The 20,749-nt window shown below is 35.0% G+C and carries 22 protein-coding genes; 10 read left to right on the forward strand and 12 right to left on the reverse strand.

Going from position 1 to position 20,749, the window contains the following annotated elements:
- Window positions 1-143 precede the first annotated feature (143 nt).
- On the reverse strand, window positions 144-1,307 hold the full coding sequence (locus HUW50_RS04345) for an iron-containing alcohol dehydrogenase (RefSeq protein WP_185653727.1): 1,164 nt from the start codon (window positions 1,305-1,307) through the stop codon (window positions 144-146).
- Window positions 1,308-1,450: 143 nt separating this feature from the next.
- Here HUW50_RS04345 and HUW50_RS04350 point away from each other — a divergent pair, with 143 nt between their 5' ends.
- Window positions 1,451-1,678, forward strand: coding sequence for a DUF378 domain-containing protein (locus HUW50_RS04350; protein WP_066330291.1), 228 nt, complete (start codon window positions 1,451-1,453; stop codon window positions 1,676-1,678).
- A gap of 120 nt (window positions 1,679-1,798) precedes the next feature.
- Here the strand turns inward: HUW50_RS04350 and yugI are convergent, their stop codons facing one another.
- From yugI to HUW50_RS04375, 5 genes are all read right to left on the reverse strand, one after another.
- Entirely contained in the window at window positions 1,799-2,200 is a 402-nt protein-coding gene (gene yugI / locus HUW50_RS04355; RefSeq protein WP_066330292.1) for a S1 domain-containing post-transcriptional regulator GSP13, read from the reverse strand.
- Window positions 2,201-2,402: 202 nt separating this feature from the next.
- Window positions 2,403-4,082 carry a hypothetical protein gene (locus HUW50_RS04360; RefSeq protein ID WP_066330293.1) on the reverse strand — a complete coding sequence of 560 codons (1,680 nt, stop codon included), beginning with the start codon at window positions 4,080-4,082 and terminating at the stop codon, window positions 2,403-2,405.
- Window positions 4,075-4,635: an RNA polymerase sigma factor gene (locus HUW50_RS04365; protein WP_185653728.1), complete on the reverse strand. Its 561-nt coding sequence runs from the start codon at window positions 4,633-4,635 to the stop codon at window positions 4,075-4,077. The genes HUW50_RS04360 and HUW50_RS04365 overlap by 8 nt, the downstream gene beginning before the upstream one ends.
- A 243-nt stretch (window positions 4,636-4,878) precedes the next feature.
- Window positions 4,879-6,048, reverse strand: a complete 1,170-nt coding sequence (locus HUW50_RS04370; RefSeq protein ID WP_066330295.1) for an aminotransferase — start codon at window positions 6,046-6,048, stop codon at window positions 4,879-4,881.
- The gene (locus HUW50_RS04375) at window positions 6,045-6,545 is read right to left on the reverse strand and encodes an Lrp/AsnC family transcriptional regulator (protein ID WP_066330296.1); all 501 of its coding nucleotides are present in this window, start codon (window positions 6,543-6,545) and stop codon (window positions 6,045-6,047) included. Before HUW50_RS04375 ends, HUW50_RS04370 begins: the two co-directional genes overlap by 4 nt.
- Window positions 6,546-6,758: 213 nt before the next feature.
- Here HUW50_RS04375 and HUW50_RS04380 point away from each other — a divergent pair, with 213 nt between their 5' ends.
- The gene (locus tag HUW50_RS04380; protein ID WP_157094353.1) at window positions 6,759-7,592 is read left to right on the forward strand and encodes an alpha/beta fold hydrolase; all 834 of its coding nucleotides are present in this window, start codon (window positions 6,759-6,761) and stop codon (window positions 7,590-7,592) included.
- Window positions 7,593-7,645: 53 nt separating this feature from the next.
- On the opposite strand, the gene HUW50_RS04385 is transcribed toward HUW50_RS04380, so the two are convergent.
- Window positions 7,646-7,906: a DUF1871 family protein gene (locus tag HUW50_RS04385; protein ID WP_185653729.1), complete on the reverse strand. Its 261-nt coding sequence runs from the start codon at window positions 7,904-7,906 to the stop codon at window positions 7,646-7,648.
- A 435-nt stretch (window positions 7,907-8,341) separates the two neighbouring features.
- Between HUW50_RS04385 and HUW50_RS04390 the strand changes: the two genes are divergently transcribed.
- On the forward strand, window positions 8,342-9,508 hold the full coding sequence (locus HUW50_RS04390; RefSeq protein ID WP_066330299.1) for a MalY/PatB family protein: 1,167 nt from the start codon (window positions 8,342-8,344) through the stop codon (window positions 9,506-9,508).
- Between the two features lie 84 nt (window positions 9,509-9,592).
- On the opposite strand, the gene HUW50_RS04395 is transcribed toward HUW50_RS04390, so the two are convergent.
- Entirely contained in the window at window positions 9,593-10,159 is a 567-nt protein-coding gene (locus tag HUW50_RS04395; RefSeq protein ID WP_066330300.1) for a superoxide dismutase family protein, read from the reverse strand.
- Between the two features lie 70 nt (window positions 10,160-10,229).
- Window positions 10,230-10,433 carry a hypothetical protein gene (locus HUW50_RS04400; protein WP_066330301.1) on the reverse strand — a complete coding sequence of 68 codons (204 nt, stop codon included), beginning with the start codon at window positions 10,431-10,433 and terminating at the stop codon, window positions 10,230-10,232.
- Between the two features lie 248 nt (window positions 10,434-10,681).
- Here HUW50_RS04400 and HUW50_RS04405 point away from each other — a divergent pair, with 248 nt between their 5' ends.
- Window positions 10,682-11,071: a kinase-associated lipoprotein KapB gene (locus tag HUW50_RS04405; RefSeq protein ID WP_066330302.1), complete on the forward strand. Its 390-nt coding sequence runs from the start codon at window positions 10,682-10,684 to the stop codon at window positions 11,069-11,071.
- Between the two features lie 107 nt (window positions 11,072-11,178).
- Here the strand turns inward: HUW50_RS04405 and kapD are convergent, their stop codons facing one another.
- Entirely contained in the window at window positions 11,179-11,802 is a 624-nt protein-coding gene (gene kapD, locus HUW50_RS04410) for a 3'-5' exonuclease KapD (protein WP_083964557.1), read from the reverse strand.
- Window positions 11,803-12,454: 652 nt separating this feature from the next.
- Between kapD and HUW50_RS04415 the strand changes: the two genes are divergently transcribed.
- Both HUW50_RS04415 and HUW50_RS04420 read left to right on the forward strand, forming a co-directional pair.
- On the forward strand, window positions 12,455-14,272 hold the full coding sequence (locus tag HUW50_RS04415; RefSeq protein WP_083964558.1) for a transglycosylase domain-containing protein: 1,818 nt from the start codon (window positions 12,455-12,457) through the stop codon (window positions 14,270-14,272).
- 25 nt (window positions 14,273-14,297) lie between these two features.
- Window positions 14,298-14,711, forward strand: coding sequence for a thiol-disulfide oxidoreductase DCC family protein (locus HUW50_RS04420; protein WP_198165144.1), 414 nt, complete (start codon window positions 14,298-14,300; stop codon window positions 14,709-14,711).
- 46 nt (window positions 14,712-14,757) lie between these two features.
- Here the strand turns inward: HUW50_RS04420 and HUW50_RS04425 are convergent, their stop codons facing one another.
- Both HUW50_RS04425 and HUW50_RS04430 read right to left on the reverse strand, forming a co-directional pair.
- The gene (locus tag HUW50_RS04425; RefSeq protein ID WP_066330305.1) at window positions 14,758-15,315 is read right to left on the reverse strand and encodes a YufK family protein; all 558 of its coding nucleotides are present in this window, start codon (window positions 15,313-15,315) and stop codon (window positions 14,758-14,760) included.
- Between the two features lie 230 nt (window positions 15,316-15,545).
- Window positions 15,546-15,773 (reverse strand): hypothetical protein, encoded by a 228-nt coding sequence (locus HUW50_RS04430; protein WP_066330306.1) that lies wholly within the window; start codon window positions 15,771-15,773, stop codon window positions 15,546-15,548.
- A gap of 320 nt (window positions 15,774-16,093) precedes the next feature.
- On the opposite strand from HUW50_RS04430, the gene HUW50_RS04435 reads away from it, so the two are divergent.
- From HUW50_RS04435 to HUW50_RS04450, 4 genes are read left to right on the forward strand one after another with little or no spacing between them, the layout of a single operon-like run.
- Window positions 16,094-18,499 (forward strand): Na+/H+ antiporter subunit A, encoded by a 2,406-nt coding sequence (locus tag HUW50_RS04435; RefSeq protein ID WP_066330307.1) that lies wholly within the window; start codon window positions 16,094-16,096, stop codon window positions 18,497-18,499.
- Window positions 18,500-18,510: 11 nt separating this feature from the next.
- The gene (locus HUW50_RS04440) at window positions 18,511-18,933 is read left to right on the forward strand and encodes a Na(+)/H(+) antiporter subunit B (RefSeq protein ID WP_066330369.1); all 423 of its coding nucleotides are present in this window, start codon (window positions 18,511-18,513) and stop codon (window positions 18,931-18,933) included.
- Complete coding sequence (locus tag HUW50_RS04445) at window positions 18,933-19,274, forward strand: Na(+)/H(+) antiporter subunit C (protein WP_066330308.1); 342 nt, start codon at window positions 18,933-18,935, stop codon at window positions 19,272-19,274. Before HUW50_RS04440 ends, HUW50_RS04445 begins: the two co-directional genes overlap by 1 nt.
- A complete protein-coding gene (locus tag HUW50_RS04450) occupies window positions 19,267-20,748 on the forward strand; it encodes a Na+/H+ antiporter subunit D (RefSeq protein WP_066330309.1) in 1,482 nt (493 codons plus the stop codon). Before HUW50_RS04445 ends, HUW50_RS04450 begins: the two co-directional genes overlap by 8 nt.
- The last annotated feature ends 1 nt before the right edge of the window (window position 20,749 follow it).

Below are 20,749 nucleotides of genomic sequence, written 5' to 3' on the forward strand. Positions count from 1 at the left end.
ACTTTATCTAAAGTATTGAAGTAAATCAAGCAAAGTTCAGAATGTAAGCGTATCCAACTTAACTTATTATGTCTTAACCTTTTATTCACGTAAAAAGCACGGAGTAACTAGTTCTGTAGCTCCGTGCTTTTTAAAAATTCCCATTATAAGGATGCAGTTAAAATTGCAGTTACATCCTCTTTATTAAGCTTTTTAAAGTTTCCAAATTCACCATTTATCATCGCTTTATCTGCCATTAGCTCGATATTTTCACCATCAATATTATAGTCTTGTAAACGACTTGGCGCACCGATACTACTCCAGAATTCTCGAAGTTTGCTAATTCCTTCTAACGCGATAGATCGATCATCTTTTCCACTAGGATCAACATCAAAAACATTGGTAGCTAACTGTACAAATCTAGCTATATTTTCATCGAGGTTGTGTTTCATCCAATTTGGAAATATTATTGCTAATCCACCAGCATGTGGAATGTCATAAACAGCTGACACAGCATGCTCTATGTTATGACTAGCCCAATCACCGCGGTAGCCCATTTGTAGTTGACCATTCAAAGCAATCGTCCCCGAATAAAGGATTGTTTCACGAAGCTCGTAATTATCAAGGTCTTCAATTAACTTAGGAGCAGTCTCAATTACCGTTTTTAGAAGTGATTCACAAAAGCGGTCCTGTAGTGGTGTATTTTTCGTATGATGGAAATATTGTTCAAAAACATGTGTCATCATATCGACCATACCATAAACTGTTTGATCTTTAGGGACAGTAAATGTGTTTACTGGGTCTAATATAGAAAATTTCGGGAAGGTTAAAGGGCTTCCCCATCCATACTTTTCTTTTGTTTCCCAATTTGTAATTACAGAACCTGAATTCATCTCAGAGCCTGTAGCAGCCAAGGTTAGCACAGTACCAAATGGTAATGCATCTGTAGGGAAGTGTTTTTTTGTAACAATATCCCATACATCTCCATCATATTTTGCTCCTACTGCAATAGCTTTTGTACAGTCGATTACACTACCGCCACCTACAGCTAAAATAAATTCAATGTTTTCTGCCTTACAAATCTCTATACCACGGTGCACAGTTGACAATCTAGGGTTGGGTTCGACTCCAGATAATTCATATATTTGGCTATCATTTTCCGCTAATACTTTTACAACTTCAGCATAGAGACCATTACGTTTAATACTTCCTCCACCATAAACAAGAAGAACTTTTTTGCCGTAATTCGGGACTTCCTTTTCTAGTTGAGCTACCTGTCCTTTACCGAAAATAAGCTTTGTTGGGTTGTAGTATGTAAAGTTTTCCATTTTATTATCGCCTCCGTAATTAGATTATGTACATTTCAAAATTTATTGTAAAGAAAACTGCCTTTACCATAATTTTTCACTGAATAGTTTTTCACTTTTTTCGCAATCTAATAATGTAGTCATTATATAAGGAGGTAACTAAGATGAGCGCAATTCAACGTATAGCATTGTTACTTACAATAATCGGGGCAATAAACTGGGGACTTATTGGATTTTTCGGATTCAATTTAGTAGCAGCAATTTTCGGCGATGATTCAGCATTAACAAGAATCATCTACGGTCTTGTTGGAATAGCAGGATTACTAAACCTTGGTTTACTCTTCAAGCCTTCAGCAGAAGTTGCAAGGGAACCACGTACTGAAATTCGATAAATGGTAGGATAAGAACTGGGCTGATTACTTGGCCCTTTTTTATTTATCAATGATTGCTAATAAGACCAATATAGAAAAAAGGATGAAACGTATCAACGTTTCATCCTTTTTAATCAGTGCTTATTTTTTTACTTCTTCTCGTTTTGATTGCTCGATCCACTCTTCAAGCTTATCTTTTAATGTATTAAAACCTTGTGGAGTTTCTGTTTCAGTTTTAACAGTAGCTTGGCGTTTTTTTGGTTTTTTAGGTGCTGCTTCTCTCTTTTCTTCAACAGGTGCTTCTTGAGTAGCACGAATTGATAAGCTAATTTTCCCTGAATTTTCGTCAACTGAAAGTACTTTCACTTGTACTTCATCATTTAATTTCAAATGTTCGTTAACATCTTTAACAAAACCATGAGTGATTTCTGAAATGTGAACTAAACCTTGAGTCTCTTCATCAAGTGCTACGAACGCACCGTATGGTTGAATTCCTGTAACTTTACCTGTATGCACACTACCTAATTCGTACTTTGTTGTCATGTATAACACTCCCAATTTCTTATATTTATATGTCCTTTTATACGCAATATAAAATTATATCACATCTTTTAATTTTTTTCAAAAACAATTATATTTGTTCTCATTTTTATTATACCCAAAAAGGGCTGACTCAAAGCAAAGTGTCAGCCCTTAAGATACATAGCTATTGTATGTTAGGACTGACACTTTTGAGCAAACCTTATTATGAAAGAGGATTATATTCAACTTTTGGAAAACCATTTTCTTGTTTCATTCGAAAACTAACAGTATCTTCATTCTCTTTAATTAATATATGCTCAATATCTTCTCCGTTTTGTTCATAAATTGATCTGACCTTAATTACTTCATTTGAAAGAGCTTGATAATTAATTGGAGATTTTTGCATTTCCTTAATAAAAGCCTCTTTTTCTGGAAGCTTCGAATTCGCTCCATTATATGAGAGACGATAGGCTGTTTCAAAATCTCCTTTTTCAATGGCATACATATAGATTCTTGCAACTGTCAAATCAATCGAATTTAGACCTGCAAAACCATCATTAAAAATAGTCATATCGCCTTTATTTTTGAAATCCTCATATTTGGCTGCCATTTCTTTTGTTATTGGCAATAAGTTTTTTTCAATTGCATATTCTTCCGGATTTGGCTTTAACATTTTAGAAACTTCAATTTCTTGCTCTCTTAATTCATTTGTTAATGTAAATTGATTTTCCTTAAGCTTATTATAAAATCCCTTTACAATTTTAGCTGTTTCCGAATATTCATTTTCAGTAATTAAGGTTTCGAAATTTATTTTCACTTCGTCTTTTATTTTGCCATTATCAGATACAAGCAACGTGTTATTCGTTCCTTTTAAATAGAAATCAATATAAAGTCGGTACTGTACTTTAAATTCATCTACTTTAGGAGAAGATGGATTATTTAAAACAAAATCTTCAATTTCAAGTAATCGCTCACCTAACTCATCATGATTAATTGCTAACGCCCCATCTGATAAGGCTTTCTTCTCAGACTTGATTTTCAAATATACCTTAGCATCTTCTTTTAAAGATTTTTCTAATTGATTATGGATTTTTAAATAATTTGGAGCAAAATTAATAGTTCCCTCACCATCATTAAAGAAATAATAACCATAAGCTGTTAATGTTTTCGTAAGCTCTATATAATCTTGATTACCATTTTTTATATTCCCTGTGTTTAATTCTTCTAAATAGGATTCAATATCTGTCATTGTATACTGATTAGATTGATACATCTTTATCCATTGCTCATAAAATTGCTCATGAAGCATGTCTAATTTATCTATATACCCATATAATTGACTATCACTAATTGCTTCGCCATTATCTACTGCCTTCTTCATTAATTTATATTCTTCATGAGGCATTGAGACTCTAGAGGTTATAATCTCCTTAACCCTTTCCATATAGTTTGTAAGCTCGGCTTGTGATTCATAACTTTTTCGTTCTTCAAATTTTTCGACGACTATTTTTGCTTCCTGTACAAATCCATATTGTTCAACATCCTCGAAGCCTAATTTATCTATAAGCTCATCTACCCTACGTTCGTAATAACCTCGAGTTTCATTAATAGCCGTTTCGATATCTGCTTCAGTTATTGGTTGATTCTCTCTATTTTCAGTCGGCGTTTGTTCCCCACTATTTAAATTGATTTGTGAAAGTAATTGAATGGCCAAAAAACCACCGATAAGAAGAACACCAATAAAAGAGGCAACATATGGAAATTGTAATAACATCCGTTTTTTCACTGGCTTTTCTTGTTCCTTAAGTTGTTGCAATATCCTTTCAGAGGAAGATATTGTGGGAATATGCTCATATGATTTTTTTAACTTCTGCATTCGTTGCTCAAATAGTTTGTCATCCATTTATGTCACCTTCTTTTTTATTAAGCTCTTCCATCACTTTTTTCAGCATTGTCTTTCCTCGTAATATTCTAGTTTTTACAGTTGATAAGGTAATTGACATAATTTCAGCAATTTCTTCATATTTTTTTTCGTGAAAGTAATATAATACAATCGGCACTCGATATTTTTCATCAAGTTTTTGAATAGCTAAGTGTAGAATACGATCTTCTTCGTTCCTGATTACTGTTGATTCTATTTCAGGATAACCATCTTGTCGAAAGTCTTGTTGTATCTTAAAAACCTTTCGCAGGTTTGATTGGCGTTTTCTCGCAAAATCTCTCGTCACGTTTAACGTAATCTTATATAACCAGGTTGAAAATTTCGCCTTAGTAAATTGGTCAATAAACCGATAAACACGGATGAATACCTCCTGCGTGATATCTTCGATTTCATCTTGGCGATTTCCTAATTGGTAGGCGAACTTTTCAACGACAGGATAATGAAGTTCTACAAGTTGTCCGAATGCGTTCATGTTTCCTTGCTTTGCTTTTTTTATCAGTTCTTCTTCAGTCATTTCTACTACCCTCCTCTTACATTTATAAAACGAGACATTGCATAATTTTGTTTCATCAAGGCTAAATTTGGTTTTATTTGTAGGACTTACTAGAGGAAAAAACTATAAGTAAAAACTATAGAAATAGGTTTAAAGCGCACAAAAAGGGGGAATAATACAAGCATAAGGCTTTCTAGTATCCCCCCCTTTCGTTTCTCTATGTAGCTGACCAGAAATAATTGGTCAGCTTTTTTTGGTTTGTTTTTAAACTCGCTTCTGAACAAAGCGTTTCATTCTTTTTAAAGCCTCTTGAAGCTGATCTAATGAAGATGCATAGGAACAACGGATATAACCTTCTCCAGACTCACCAAATACATTCCCAGGAACAACTGCTACTTTTTCTTCTAGTAACAATTGTTCAGCAAATTCCTCTGAAGAAAGATTTGTTATTTGAATCGATGGAAACGCATAGAATGCTCCACCAGGTACATGACAAGTTAATCCGATATCATTTAACGCTCCAACAAACAAATTCCTACGCTGTCTATAACTCTTTTTCATATGAAGAACATCTTCTTTGCCGTTTTTCATCGCTTCTATTGCAGCGTATTGAGCCATTGTAGGAGCACACATCATTGAATATTGGTGAATTTTTAACATTGCACTTAAAAATTCGGAATTTGCTGCTACATATCCTAAACGCCAGCCTGTCATTGCAAAGCCCTTTGAAAATCCATTAACAAGAATCGTACGTTCTGCCATCCCATCAATTGAAACAAAGCTTGTATACACATCATCATATGTAAGCTCTGCATAGATTTCATCAGAAATGACAAGTAAATCATGTTTTTCAATGATTTCAGCAATTCGCTCTAGCTCTTCTTTAACAAGAGCTGTACCTGTTGGGTTATTTGGCGAACATAAGATAATCGCTTTTGTTTTTTCAGTGATTGCCTTTTCAAGCTCAGCAGGCTGCAGTTTAAATTCCATTTCCCCACTAGTTTGGATCGACACAGGAACACCGCCTGCTAATGAAACAAGTGATGCATAAGAAACAAAGCTAGGTTCAATGATGATTACCTCATCACCAGGGTTTACAATCGCTCTTAAAGCAACGTCAAGTGCTTGGCTTGCCCCAACAGTTACTAATATTTCATGTTTTGGGCTATAATCAATATTTGTTTTTTCTTTTAAATAATAGCTAATTTCATTTCTCAATTCGATTAAGCCAGCATTTGCTGTATAAGATGTATAACCTTGCTCAAGTGAAAGGATACATGCTTCTCTAACATTCCAAGGAGTTACAAAGTCTGGTTCACCAACACCTAAAGAAATAACACCTTCCATACCAGCAGCTAAATCAAAAAACTTTCGTATTCCAGATGGTTTTAAATCTTTTACCGTATTAGAAAGGTAATGCGAGGGTTCTATCATGGTGACACCACAATTCTCTTGTCCTCATCATCTTGTTCAAATATTGTTCCATCATGCTTATATTTTTTCAAGATAAAATGAGTTGTTGTTGATAGGACTGAATCTAATGTTGAAAGTTTTTCGGATACGAATTGAGCAATAGCTGACATTGATTTACCTTCGATAATGACAGATAAGTCATATGCACCAGACATTAAATAGACAGATTTCACTTCGTTAAAACGATAAATACGGCTCGCTATATCATCAAAGCCTACTCCACGCTTTGGCTGAACTTTTACATCGATCATAGCTTTAACACCTTCATGACCATCAACCTTACGCCAATTCACTTGGGCTGTATAGTCAACAATAATGCGTTGATCTTCTAAATTTTGAATCATTTCTTTCGTTTCAGCTTCGGTTAAATCAATCATTTTGGCGATTTGTTCTGCAGACAGGCGACAGTCATCCTCTAAGATCTCTAAAATCTCGACTTCCTTCTCTGTAAACTTCATTTTCACCACTCCCACTTTTTTCAAATCTTCAGACAATTATACCACTCTATTGCTTGTTTTTCATATGTTTCACCGAAAGATATACGGGTAGATTTTACATGTGTGTTTTAATTAAATTCGGTAAAAATATAAAAAATGTTTATAGCTGTTAATCGACATTTCATTTTATCATATCTTCAATAATTATTAATAGGAAAAACGGAGTGAATGCTTATGGAAAAGAGTCATTATTATTGTAGTACCATGAACATTCTTGGTGTAAACGTTCATTATGAGGTTTATGAGAAAAATCCTTCGAAGCCAACATTGGTGTTAATACATGGATTTCTATCATCTTCCTTTTGCTATCGTAAGATTATTCCACTTCTAGAGAACGAATTTAATCTTCTTGCCATTGATCTGCCTCCATTTGGGAAAACAGAAAAATCAACAAGATTTGTTCATTCCTATAAAAATATGGCAAAATTAGTGATTGAATTAGTTCAAGGGTTACAAATAAAAAAAGCATATATTGTTGGTCATTCAATGGGTGGACAAGTTTCGCTTATTGCAGCAAAGGAAAGACCAGATTTATTTGAAAAAATTGTGCTTCTCTGCAGTTCTGGTTATATGAAACGAGTTCATCCAACTTTAATATTCGGTTCTTACATGCCTTACTTTTATTTATGTATAAAGCATTGGCTAGCTAGTCAGGGGATATTGAAAAACTTATATAATGTCGTATACGATAGGTCTCTTATCGACCAAGAAATGATGGATGGATACATGGAGCCATTTTATGATGATCGAATTTTCATGGCGTTAACCAGAATGATTCGAGACCATGAAGGAGATCTTTCACCAGAGGAATTAAAACTAATTGAACAACCTAGTCTTCTGATTTGGGGAAATGAGGATAAAGTCGTTCCTATGCAAGTTGGGGAGAGGCTTAAAAACGACTTACCAAACTCAAGCTTTTTTTCATTCCAGAATACTGGTCATTTAGTACCCGAAGAAAGACCAGAGCACGTAACTGAAAAAATATTTGAATTCTGTCAGGCTAATTAGGTTTATTTAGAGGCTTAAGAGAGTACTTCTATAGCCCTTAGGCCTCTAAAATTTTATATTTCACAGCTAAAGTTATTTTTAATAAGGAGAAGTTGCTGAGAGAGGTTTTTACATTTTTGGAGAGGAATGATTTCCTCAAATGAAAACTCATAAATAGCTTGGATTTTTCTAGCTAGTAAAACTTCATTGTCATATAAATGAACGGCTTGAAGGACATCAACCACTTCTGTTTCATAACTTCCATCGCCATAACCTAAGGGATCCCATTGTAATAATAGTTCCATCAATTTAATATTTGTTTGCTGCGCTTCCATGTTTTCACCTTTTATGATCTTATTTTTTGCACTGTCATTGTATCACATTTATGATTATAGTTGAAAAGCTAAAGCTCCTTACTTAAGTCCGACAAGCATAGGCGATATATAGACGATCCTTTCAACTTAAATTCATGATAACTTATGACTCAAAGGAAAAAGCTCTGGAGCAACACCGATTGTCTAAAACATGGCTCTTTTCTAAAAGATTGTTGTTTTTGAACACAACTGATTAGGTTGATTGGTGCAGAAGGTGCGAGACTCCTTTGGGAGTAGCGGGACAGATGAGACCCCGCAGGCGCTTCGCGCTGAGGAGGCTCATCGCCCGCCCCACGGAAAGCGAGCATCCTGGAGCGCCAATCAACCAACCCAATACTATTTTAAAAGCAACAAAGTTTGCGAAAACAGCTAAAACATTAAAATGAGGTGAAGTAAGTGAGTCGATTTGATCAAGTCATTAATCGTAAGAATACGAATTCTGTAAAATGGGATACAAAGAAAATTTTCGGAATGGAAGATGTTTTGCCTATGTGGGTGGCTGACATGGACTTTCCTGCACCTGATGAAGTCATCGATGCATTACACTCACGTGCCGATCATGGTATATTTGGATATACAATGCCTGGTACCAACACGGAGATTGCGATACAAGGTTGGTTAAAAACTCGCCATAATTGGGAAATAGATAAGGATATCATTACATATAGTCCCGGTATTGTAACAGCCATTAGTATCGCGATCCAAGCTTATACTGGTTCTGAAGACAAGATTGTCGTTCAACCTCCTGTTTATTATCCATTTTTTGAAATGGCAAAAAAACATAAACGCGAGGTGCTTTACAATCAACTTATATTAAACAGTGATAATCGTTATGAAATTGATTTTGCAGATCTTGAAGAAAAGCTTTCAGACAATATGACGAAAATGTTTATTCTTTGTAATCCCCATAATCCTGGTGGCCGAGTATGGAGTAAAGAGGAACTAACAAAAATTGGTGAGCTTTGTATCAAACATGATGTACTAATTATTTCTGATGATATTCACTCTGATTTATTGTTATTTGACAGCCATTATACACCAATCGCATCAATTAATAAGGCGTTTGCCGAGCAAACGATAACTTGTATTGCTCCTAGTAAAACCTTTAACCTAGCTGGACTTCAAGCTTCTGCTGTGCTAATTACAAACGATACTCTTAAGCGAAAATATAACGCAGTTCTTCAGCTTTACGGTCTTATGACAGTAAATACATTTGGTTCAGATGCTATGGAGGCAGCATATAAACATGGAGGAAAATGGCTAAATGAACTTATTCATTATTTAGAGGGAAATGTTCGCTTCATCGAAAATTTCTTAAACGAGCACCTTCCAGATATAAAAGTAATGAGGCCAGAAGCAACCTATCTCGTTTGGCTGGATGCTCGTAATCTTAAGAAAACTGACGATGAATTAAAAAACCTTCTGTTAACTAAGGGAAAAATCGCATTAGAACCAGGTTCAAAGTTCGGTAAAAATGGAGCTGGATATTTACGAATGAATATAGCTTGTCCACGAGAAACGGTGAAAGATGGATTAGACCGACTAAAGAATGCATTAACATAAAATTAATCAAGTGCGGGTTTTACTTCTATCTTATATTGCCAACAATAAAAATGGGGATGACTTATAAATGTCACCCCCATTTTTTCATTCTTCTTCTTCTGGTTTTACCTCTTTTTTATCTTGTCTATCGGCTTCTTTTTCTGTAATTTCTCCACAAGCAATTCGTTGACCTGATTCACCGGCAGGCTGTGTCATTCCGTCATCTTTACCTTCAGTAATCACAATAGCTGTTCCCTCTTTACCAAGTAAAGAATTTTTTTGCTCACTTTTAAGTGTGAGTTGAGGCGCCATTAGTTCTGCATCAACTCTTCCGTCCTCTGAAATAATATTCGGTAAATCACCGGCATGTGCACCTTCAGGGTGTAATAAACCATGTTGTTTATCGTCTGGATTAAAGTGATTCCCGGCACTTTTAAAGTCTGGAGCATCACATTTCCCTGTTTCATGAATATGCAAACCATGTTCACCAGGTGGTAACCCTTCTAATAGTACTTCTAGCTTTACTCCTTCAGATTGTTCAGAAACCTTAATTGTTCCAAGAGAATCACCACTTTGATTAAACATTTCAACATCCATCTTTGTAATGGTTTTCTCCATACAACCAGATAAAATAAAAGGCAAAACAAATAACAAGGCCATTTTTCGTTTCATAATACCCTCCATTAAAATAAGTTGGCTAAAGGGTATTATTTGCCTTAGCTCTTATATTTATACGAATATGCTATTCTTTCCCCTTATTCTCAGGTGATTGTTTTAAGAGCTCGTCCACTTTTCCCTGTTCCTTTTTCGAGTGTTTTACTATAAAACGGAATGCAAAAAAAGCAGCGATCGTAAATACCACCATTGTAATAGCAGCTGGAATATATTCAGTTTTATCCTCTGGAAAATATAAAAACAAGCCTAAAACTACGCTTAATTGATTCATTTTTTCACGACCTTTCTTATCTATTTACTATAACAAGTTTTCACTTAATTCACTAGGCAACATTTTAAAGCCTCTTCAACGTAATGATTTAAAAGAAGAATAGACTGATCGTTTTATGAAACAAGCAAGAAGCGTTAAAGATTATTATTTTTCATTTTTCCGTGTTAAGATAAAGAAAGCCTTTTTACAGTTAATAATTGGGTAATGATGTATAAAAAATAATGGATTTTTAAAAAGGAATGAAGTAAATGGAAGATAAAAAAATAGGAGAAATTGTAACAGGTCTATACAAAACAGGTAAATATATTGGTGAAATAACAGACATACGTGAAATGCATTATTTAGTCAAAGTAAAGGCTGTGCTTAAGCATCCACAGCAGGGAGATTTACATAATCCAAAACAAGCAGACGTTCAGTTTTTTCATGAAAGACGAGCATTGGCGTTCAATGAACAAACAAATATTCCTAAACAAATGGTAAAGCCTTTTGCAGATCCTATTCCCGATTATAAGGAATCACTTAAACAAGCTTTGGACACATTAAAGGATGAATTATTGCAATTAGATACTTCATGGGCGCAAAAATCGCTTGAACTATTATCTACATTAGAAGCAGATTATTTTCTTAGTAGCAAATAAAAAGGATAAACATCACTCAATAACAATATCTACTTTTTCAAAAATCACAATGACAAATATTGTTATTGAGTAAGTCATATATGTTTTTCTCATAGCTTTGCTTTCGGTTAGGTTGCATATTTATTTAGTACCTTTGACAAATCAATTCTGTCACCAATTGTAGGAGGTGTTGGTTTTTGTAAGTATCGTTTGTCCTCTTCAACTAGCTTGAATAAATTATAGGTAGTTAAGGCATCATCTAAAGCACAATGATGCTTCCCAGTAGCTTTTTTCCCATATTCCTCAACAGCCTTCCAAAGTCCAGTTTGGTTTCGATCACCAAAAAACTTTTTATACTCCATTGAAAGGTCTCTTGACTTTCCTGAAAATGGAAACAATTCATTGTTCATTTGACAATTTTGACGTAAAACCTTCATATCCATGTTCCCCCAAGTTATGACTGTTGCAGGAGAATGTTCATTGTATTTATTCAAGGTAGTTAGTAATTCTGAAAAGGAAATTCCTTCATCAATTTTAGCTTGTGAAATCTGAAGAAAAGTTTTACAACGCTCACTTAATAAGGGGAATCGTACTGGTCTAACATATGAGGAAAATTGTTCTTCTACTTTATGGTTTCGAACAGAAACAATTCCAACTTCAATTATTTCTGGATAGAATCCTTTAGGATTTGCTTTTCCCTCGGGCATCGTAAATTCAAAATCAATAAATAATAATCGCTCTTGTCCCTCCAAACTATTTCACGCCTCCTTCCTTTAAAATCAACGTTCATTTCTATTATTATATCATCGCAGCTACTGATTTAACTTCAATTTTTCAAAAAATAATGAATTATCCCTTGTCTATTTTTTATGTATGAAGGATGAAATGGGGTGATTTCATAAGGACAAGCATTTAAGCATAAATTTGAAAGTTAAATCGCCCAAAACTAGGCTAATTTCTGACTCCTAAAAACCAATTTTTAGTGAAAGGTAAAAATTAGTCCGCCATTAAGAAATAATCGGTTACAATAAAGTGAGACTCCATTCAGGGGGGGGCATCCCCTCTGAATGGTAGCGAAACTTATCGGATCTTTACAGGCAGTTTTACCTTTATCTTTCTTCATTGCTTATATAGCTAGATACTTGAGGTGGAGGTCCTTACTGCCTGTTATGAATGGGATAAAGTGAGACTTCATTCAGGGGGGACATCCCCTCTGAATGGTAGCGAAACTTATCGGATCTTTACAGGCAGTTTTACCTTTATCTTTCTTCATTGCTTATATAGCTAGATACTTGAGGTGGAGGTCCTTACTGCCTGTTATGATTGGGATAAGATTAGAATGAATAATTAGAAAGAGTGTGACTTGACTTGAGAAGTATATTTGGATGGATTTGTGTAATAATAATGGTTCCAATCTTTCTTTTCAGTGGTTTCATAGCTGGTAAGGAATCAAAAGCTGTTAAAGGGTTAGGGACTGTTTTAGATGAGAAGATTCCAATCGAATCTGTTGAACTACCACAAAACAGCTTTATCTTTGATCATGATGGACAGCTTATTTCGGAAATATCCTCACAGCAGCAAAACCGGATGTATATAAAATACAGTGATATTCCCGAGGTTGTTAAAACCATATATATTGAGTCTGAGGATAAACGTTTTTTTGAACATATAGGATTTGATGCTGCTGGAATGCTGAGAGCAGTTTTTATTAATGCGAAATCTCAATCTATTGAGCAGGGTGGAAGTACGATTACGCAGCAGCTTGCTCGAAATATTTATTTATCTTTTGAACAAACTTATAATCGAAAGCTAAGTGAACTTCTCTATTCTTATCAACTTGAAAAAAACTTTACGAAAGAACAAATTTTTGAAGGCTACTTAAATGCGATTTACTTTGGTAATGGTACTTATGGGATTGGTACTGCGGCAACACACTACTTTAATAGGCAAATTCAAGAGCTTCATTTAGCTGAACTTGTGTTTATCAGTGCTATTCCAAATAATCCAACCTTGTATGATCCAATAAAAAACTTTGACAATACAAAGGATCGTCAGGAACGATTACTAAACTTGCTATATCAAAACGATACAATTACAAAACAGGAATTGGAGGATGCGCTCAAGTATCCCATTACTCTTTCTATAAAAGATCGAGTCGATACCCAAGCTGATTATGTTACGTACGTTCATCAAGAATTAAAACAATTAATTTCAGAAAGCGAAGGCTATACTCAAAAACTAGCTGATGCACAAAACAAAGAAGTAATTGAGAAACAACTCACAGAACGTGTAAACAAAGTTCTTAGTCAAGGGATCATCATCCATACAGCATTAGAATCTACCATACAAAAGAAACTTGTGAACGCTATTGATCAGCATCTTCCTTCTAATCAAGTGCAGGGAGCTGCTGCTGTCATCGACCATCATTCCCATAAAATCGTTGCATTATCTGGAGGAAAGGATTATGAAAAATACTCATTCAATCGAGCTTTTCAAGCATTTAGACAACCAGGTTCAGCGATTAAACCGCTTCTCGACTATGCTCCATATATTGATATAACTGGAGCAACAGCAAAATCGAAAATTGATGCAGGAGCTTTTTGTAAAAATGAATATTGTCCAGAAAATTATAGTGAGAAAAACTATGGGATGGTATCACTTGAAACAGCATTGAAATATTCGTATAACACTGCAGCAGTTCGAATGCTTGACGAGATTGGGTTAAATAAAGGGTTTTCTTATTTACAACCATTTGGTTTTTCGTCTATAACTAAAGATGATTATAATAACCTTGCCGTGGCAATCGGAGGATTTCAATATGGAGTTTCACCACTGGAATTGACTAGTGCGTATACCTCTTTCGGAAATAACGGGCTCTATTATGAAAACCATACAATTTTTAAAGTTACAGATTTAACTGGAAAAACACTTTATGAATGGAACGATACACCTGTACGGGTTTGGAAGGAATCTACTAACGAGGAAATGCGAAAGTTATTAGCTGCTGTCGTGAAGAGTGGAACTGGACAAAAAGCATCTGTTTCAAGCACATATGTTGGAGGCAAAACCGGGACTTCTAACGATTATAAGGATTTATGGTTTGTAGGATTAACAGATACGTACACAGCTGGTATTTGGGTAGGTAAGGATAAGGGTGGAAATGTAAGTAATATATATAATCAAGGTCCACAAATGCTTATATGGAGAGATGTCATGAAGTGATTCAATCATCTTCAATGAAAGAGGGATGCTCATGAAAACATTAGCTGACCCAATCTTGCTGTTCGATGGGGTATGTAGTTTTTGTAATCAATCTGTACAATTTGTCATTCGTCATGATAAACATGGAAAATTTAAATTTGCAGCTTTACAATCGTCAGTAGGACAAGAACTTTTAAAGAAGTATAACCTCCCAACAAATGACTATAGTAGCTTCGTCCTGGTAAAGGGGAATTCATGCTACACAAAATCAGCTGCAGTATTACAGGTTTGCTTAGGATTAGGTGGACTATGGCGAATTCTTTACTTATTTATTGTGACACCTAAGCCGCTTCGCGATGGAATTTACAATTTTGTTGCAAAAAATAGATACAAATGGTTCGGCAAGAATAAGCAATGTATGATTCCTACCCCCGAAGTTCGCAAACGATTTTTATCATAGTTTCTAACCAAAAGATGGAGTCGATATTTAATCGACTCCATCTTTCTTATACGGGCAAGCTAGCCATTATACTATTATAAAGTCTAAAACATAAATATAAAGTCCCTAAAATAAAAGTAAACCAAACTAACACATGAAATAATACTAAACCAATCAATGAAGCTGACGTAAGCGAACTGCTAATTTTATAAACAATATACACAAAGTAAAAGATTGTTGCTACGAGGAAAATCCCGATTATTGCTAATGGATATTGAATTGCAATTAAAGAAATAGCGCCACCGATTAAGTAAAATGCTGATCCGCCTCTTATTTGTGTAAGATTCTCACCAGCAACATCTTTTGAAAAAAATAAAAGTGAAAGCTCAGTAATTGTATTTGCAATTAATTTCAGTGCTGAAAAAACCATGAAGTACAGTAAGGCAAATACCGTAAATAATGCTAACCTGATCCCATTATTCGAAAAGAATTCCAACATTCCATCATAAATTCCTAACACTTGCAAATAATCAATGACGATCATGACAGTAGCTATCGATAATGATGTACTAAACAATAAGATTGTTATTAGTGGAAAGTAACTAGTAAAATATGTATTTCTCATTTTCAATCCCCAATTTCGTTAAATAACCTTCAACATTTTCAATAAATTTCTACATTATTATGTATCAGTCATCTCAATTTGACAAGCAAAATTGACAGATTATTGAAGATTCCCCCACAAATTATATAAGTGGATACATTCTCTCTGTAAATTTAGGTTTTTCACACCTGAAAATTAATTCCTAGATTCAATTCAATAAAAAAACAGAATGTCTAATTCTTTACATCCTGCTAACGAGCAACAACGCGAACATATTCACGTGATTTAAATTTTTCGAATACATCTGCTTCTTTTGTTAAAAAACCTATTGGTGTTTCTGTATTTGTTAGTTGAAATATTGACTCTTCAAATGTAGATGAATCAACATAATCTCTTTTTATTTTTTCATTCATATACCAAGCACTACCAAACATGGATGAAAATATGCACCCTGCAACAAATATATTCATTTTTTTCATGGAATCACCTCAATTTTTAGGATGCTCCATAATCTTAGGAATATACAAGTCAGCAGAAATTTGTTATCATTTTTATGTTCATATGAACTTGAAATGATGCATATTTCTCGATTATTTCATAGTAACCTAGTAACTGGAACATAATAAATCAGAAAAAGTAACACCAATTTTGTGTAAGCTCACTTGGGCCAATCTAATTTAAACTGATGCTGTTGCATAACCCAAATTTCCCGTCATTTTGCCGGGATGCAGTATTACGTCCCAATCGTTTTGTATGACAACTATTATTATTATTGCCCATTTTGTAAGGAGGTTAAAAGATGACATTACTACATGTGGCAATTTTATCACCTTTTATTTTTGCCATACTTGTTCCCTTTCTGTATAAACGTTTTCGTAACATTCATACAGGTTGGTTTGTTTTAGTTTTACCAATTCTGCTTTTTGTTTACTTTGTTCAATTCATTGATACGACAATGAACGGTGATACAATAAGCAATACGGCCAATTGGATTCCGTCTCTTGGCATTAACTTTACTGCATACATAGATGGTTTAGGATTACTATTTGCCTTACTCATCACTGGAATTGGTGCACTTGTAATTCTTTATTCGATTTATTATTTATCAAAAGAAAAAGAACAACTAAATACTTTTTATGTTTATTTGTTATTGTTTATGGGTGCTATGCTAGGTGTCGTATTATCGGATAACTTAATTGTCCTTTATACGTTTTGGGAATTTACATCACTTTCATCATTTCTTTTAATTGGTTATTGGTATAAACGTGAGAAATCGCGCTATGGAGCACAAAAATCAATGTTGATTACGATCTTTGGCGGACTGCTTATGCTCGGAGGATTTATCATGTTGTACATCATGACAAACTCCTTTAGCATAAGGGAAATTATTGAACAAGTTCCTGAGATTGCTCAGCATGACTTATTCGTTCCCGCATTAGTTCTTATCCTCTTTGGTGCATTTACGAAATCTGCTCAATTTCCATTTTATATTTGGTTACCAGATGCCATGGAGGCACCTACACCTGTAAGTGCTTATTTACACTCAGCAACAATGGTTAAAGCAGGGATTTATTTAGTTGCCAGATTTAGCCCAGTATTTTCAGGTGAGCCTGAATGGTTTTGGATTGTATCATCCTTTGGTATCTTTACAATGTTCTGGGGTTCCTTTAATGCTGTTAAACAAACAGATCTAAAAGGGATTTTGGCCTTCTCAACAGTCAGTCAATTAGGAATGATTATGTCAATGTTGGGTGTTGGGTCAGCTGCCCTTGCACTTGATGCAATCGATGATAGCTATTATACAGTTGCAACACTTGCAGCAGTCTTCCATTTAATCAACCATGCTACTTTTAAAGGAAGCTTATTTATGGTCGTGGGAATCATTGATCACGAAACAGGTACTCGTGATATCCGAAAACTTGGTGGACTTATGAGCTTCATGCCGATTACCTTTACGATTTCAATCATTGGGGCCTTCTCAATGGCAGGGTTACCGCCTTTTAACGGCTTTCTAAGTAAAGAAATGTTCTTTACAAGTATGATACGCGTACTTGATATGGATGTTTTCAACTTAGAAACACTTGGAATTTTGTTCCCTATTATTGCTTGGATCGGAAGTATCTTCACGTTTATTTACAGCATGGTTCTAGTATTTAAAACATTTACAGGAAAATATCAGCCTGAAAAACTTGAGAAAAAGCCACATGAGGCACCAATCGGTATGCTTATTTCACCGATTATCCTAGCGTCACTTGTGATTATTTTCTTTTTCTTCCCTAACTTGCTAGCTTACACAATTATTGAACCAGCAATGGCTTCAATTTTGCCGAGTCTACTAGGAGATGAGAATCATTTCCATGTTCACATCAGTCAATGGCATGGTCCTAATTTAGAGCTTTACATGACAATTGGTGTAATTCTGTTAGGAACACTTGGCTACTACTTACTAAGAAAATGGCGAGGTATTTATCGTATCGTACCTGAAAAACTAACGTTAAATAAAGGCTATGATGCAGCCTTGTATCAACTTGATAAATCGTCGTTTAAACTAACAAGGTTCTACATGACAGGTTTTATCCGTGATTATTTAGCATATATCTTCACATTCTTTATCGTTATTTTAGGGACTGCACTAGTTGTTAAGGATGGATTTTCATTTTCATTAGCTGGAACAGCACCAATTGGAATTTATGAAGCAGTTCTTGCTATTGTTATGGTGATAGGGACCATTACGGTCTTGTTTTCTAAATCACGTTTAACAGCAATCATCGCGCTTGGTTCAGTAGGTTATTCCTTATCGCTCTTTTTCGTACTATTTCGAGCACCTGATCTAGCACTTACACAATTATGTGTCGAAACCGTCTCTGTTGCTCTGTTTTTACTTTGTTTTTACCATTTACCTGAGTTTAAAAGGAAGGAAAAAAAGCTTCACTTTAAATTAACTAATTTGCTTATTTCGTTAGGTGTCGGAACAATCGTTACACTAATTGCATTATCAGCTAACAGTCAACGTGTTTCAGATACAATCTCTAAGTATTTCATTGAGAACAGCTACACGTTAGCAGGTGGTAAAAATATGGTCAATGTAATCCTTGTAGATTTTAGAGGATTTGATACCTTGTTTGAAATAACAGTGCTCGGAATTGCCTCATTAGGAATTTACGGCATGATTCGTCTGCATGTCAAAAAGGAGGAAGAAGGGTGAAAAAAACGAACATTAAAACAAACGATCTCATTTTTCAAACCGTAACAAAGGTTGTCGTGTTCATCATTATTATTTATTCGTTACACCTCTTCTTTTCGGGACACTATACCCCTGGTGGAGGCTTCATTGGCGGATTAATGACCGCTTCAGCTATTGTACTTTTACTATTAGCATTTGATATAAAAACCGTTGTGAATACTTTGCCAATTGACTATATTAAAATGACGGCAACTGGCTTACTTATTGCTTTATTAACTGGGATTGGCTCATTTTTCTTTGATGTTCCATTTTTAACACATACATTTAGCTATGTAGATCTCCCAGTCCTTGGAAAAACATCATTAGCAACAGCCGTCCTATTTGACCTCGGTGTTTATCTCGTTGTTATTGGTGTCACAATGACCATTATCCAAACGATTGGAGAGACGGAATAATGGAAGTATTAATGTCTATTGTTGTTGGAATTTTGTTTAGTGCTGCCGTATATTTAATGTTGTCTAAAAGCTTATTACGCATCATTATTGGCACTGGTTTGCTGAGCCATGGTGCACATCTATTAATATTAACAATGGGTGGACTAAAACAAGGAGCTGCTCCACTACTTGGTGAGCATGCTCAAAGTTATGTTGATCCACTTCCACAGGCTCTTATTTTAACGGCAATTGTTATTAGTTTCGGGGTTACATCGTTTTTCCTCGTTCTAGCGTATCGCTCCTATCAGGAGCTTGGAACAGATGATATGGATCAACTAAGGGGAAATGATCAATATGAGTAACTTAATAATCTTACCAATCGTCATACCGTTATTAACCGGGATTATCTTAATCTTTTTCAACAAAAACATTAAGATCCAGAAGTGGCTTAGTCTTATTGCCTCACTTGCTGGAGTCGTTGTTGCTGGTTCCATTGTTCAAACTGTTCACATAAACGGAATCCAGACGTTAGAGATAGGGAACTGGAAGCCACCCTACGGCATTGTATTTGTGGCAGATATGTATTCTAGCTTATTAGTGCTAACAACAAGTATTATTGCTTTTACATCATTGTTGTTTGCTTTTTCATCAATAAGTGCCGAAAGAGAAAAGTATTACTTTTATTCAGGTGTACAATTTCTTATTTTAGGTGTATCTGGCGCTTTTCTTACTGGTGACATTTTTAACCTGTTTGTTTTCTTCGAGGTTATGCTTATGTCATCCTATCTGTTAATTGTTCTAGGAAGTACGAAAATACAACTACGTGAATCAATCAAATACATCCTTGTCAATGTTATTTCTTCCGCGCTTTTCGTTATTGCTGTTGCATACCTTTATGCAGTAACTGGTACGTTAAACATGGCTGATTTAAGTGTGAGAATAGCTGAAATGGGACAATCGGGATTACTAACCGTTATCTCGATCTTATTTTTAATTGTATTTGGTCTTAAGGGAGCGCTTTTCCCACTTTATTTTTGGTTACCTGGTTCATACCAAGCACCACCGTCAGTCGTTACTGCTCTATTTGGGGCATTGTTAACTAAAGTAGGAATTTACTCGATTACACGCGTTTACACACTTATTTTTTATCACGATCCTTCTTTTACACATCAAATTTTAGCTTGGTTATCAGCTTTGACGATCATCTTTGGTGTCATCGGAGCTATTGCCTACTGGGATATTAAGAAAATTGTTATCTACAATATTATCACTGCAGTCGGAGTAATTCTGTTTGGAATAGCGGCTAACACACCAGAAGCTGTTGAAGGTTCTGTCTACTATTTAGTCCATGATATGATCATTAAAGGGGCATTGTTTTTCTTAGTTGGAGCAATTATCGCTGTAACTGGTACAAGTAATTTACGAAAGTTTAGTGGGCTGATCGCAAGTCACCCATTTCTAGGTTGGATGTTCTTTATTGCAGCATTGTCTTTAGCAGGAATTCCTCCGTTTAGCGGTTTCGTAGGAAAACTAAAAATCGTCCAAGGTGGATTTGAAGCAGGCGAATACACAATTGCATTTATCGTGCTGCTATCGAGCTTACTTGTACTATATTCGGTTATGAAAATCTTTATAAATGGCTTTTGGGGTGAACCGAAAGAAGAGATAATTACTCGGAAAGGATCGACAAAAGGTCTCCTATTACCAATTGTTATCCTAATTACTTTAACTGTTGCATATGGCTTTGGGGTAGAATGGCTTTCACCTTATATTTCTCAAGCTGCCGATACTTTGCTTGATCCAACACTCTATATACAAGCCGTATTGAAGGAGTAGT

It is taken from the genome of Metabacillus sp. KUDC1714 (genome assembly GCF_014217835.1).
In the GTDB taxonomy this organism is placed as follows: Bacteria; Bacillota; Bacilli; order Bacillales; family Bacillaceae; genus Metabacillus; species Metabacillus rhizosphaerae.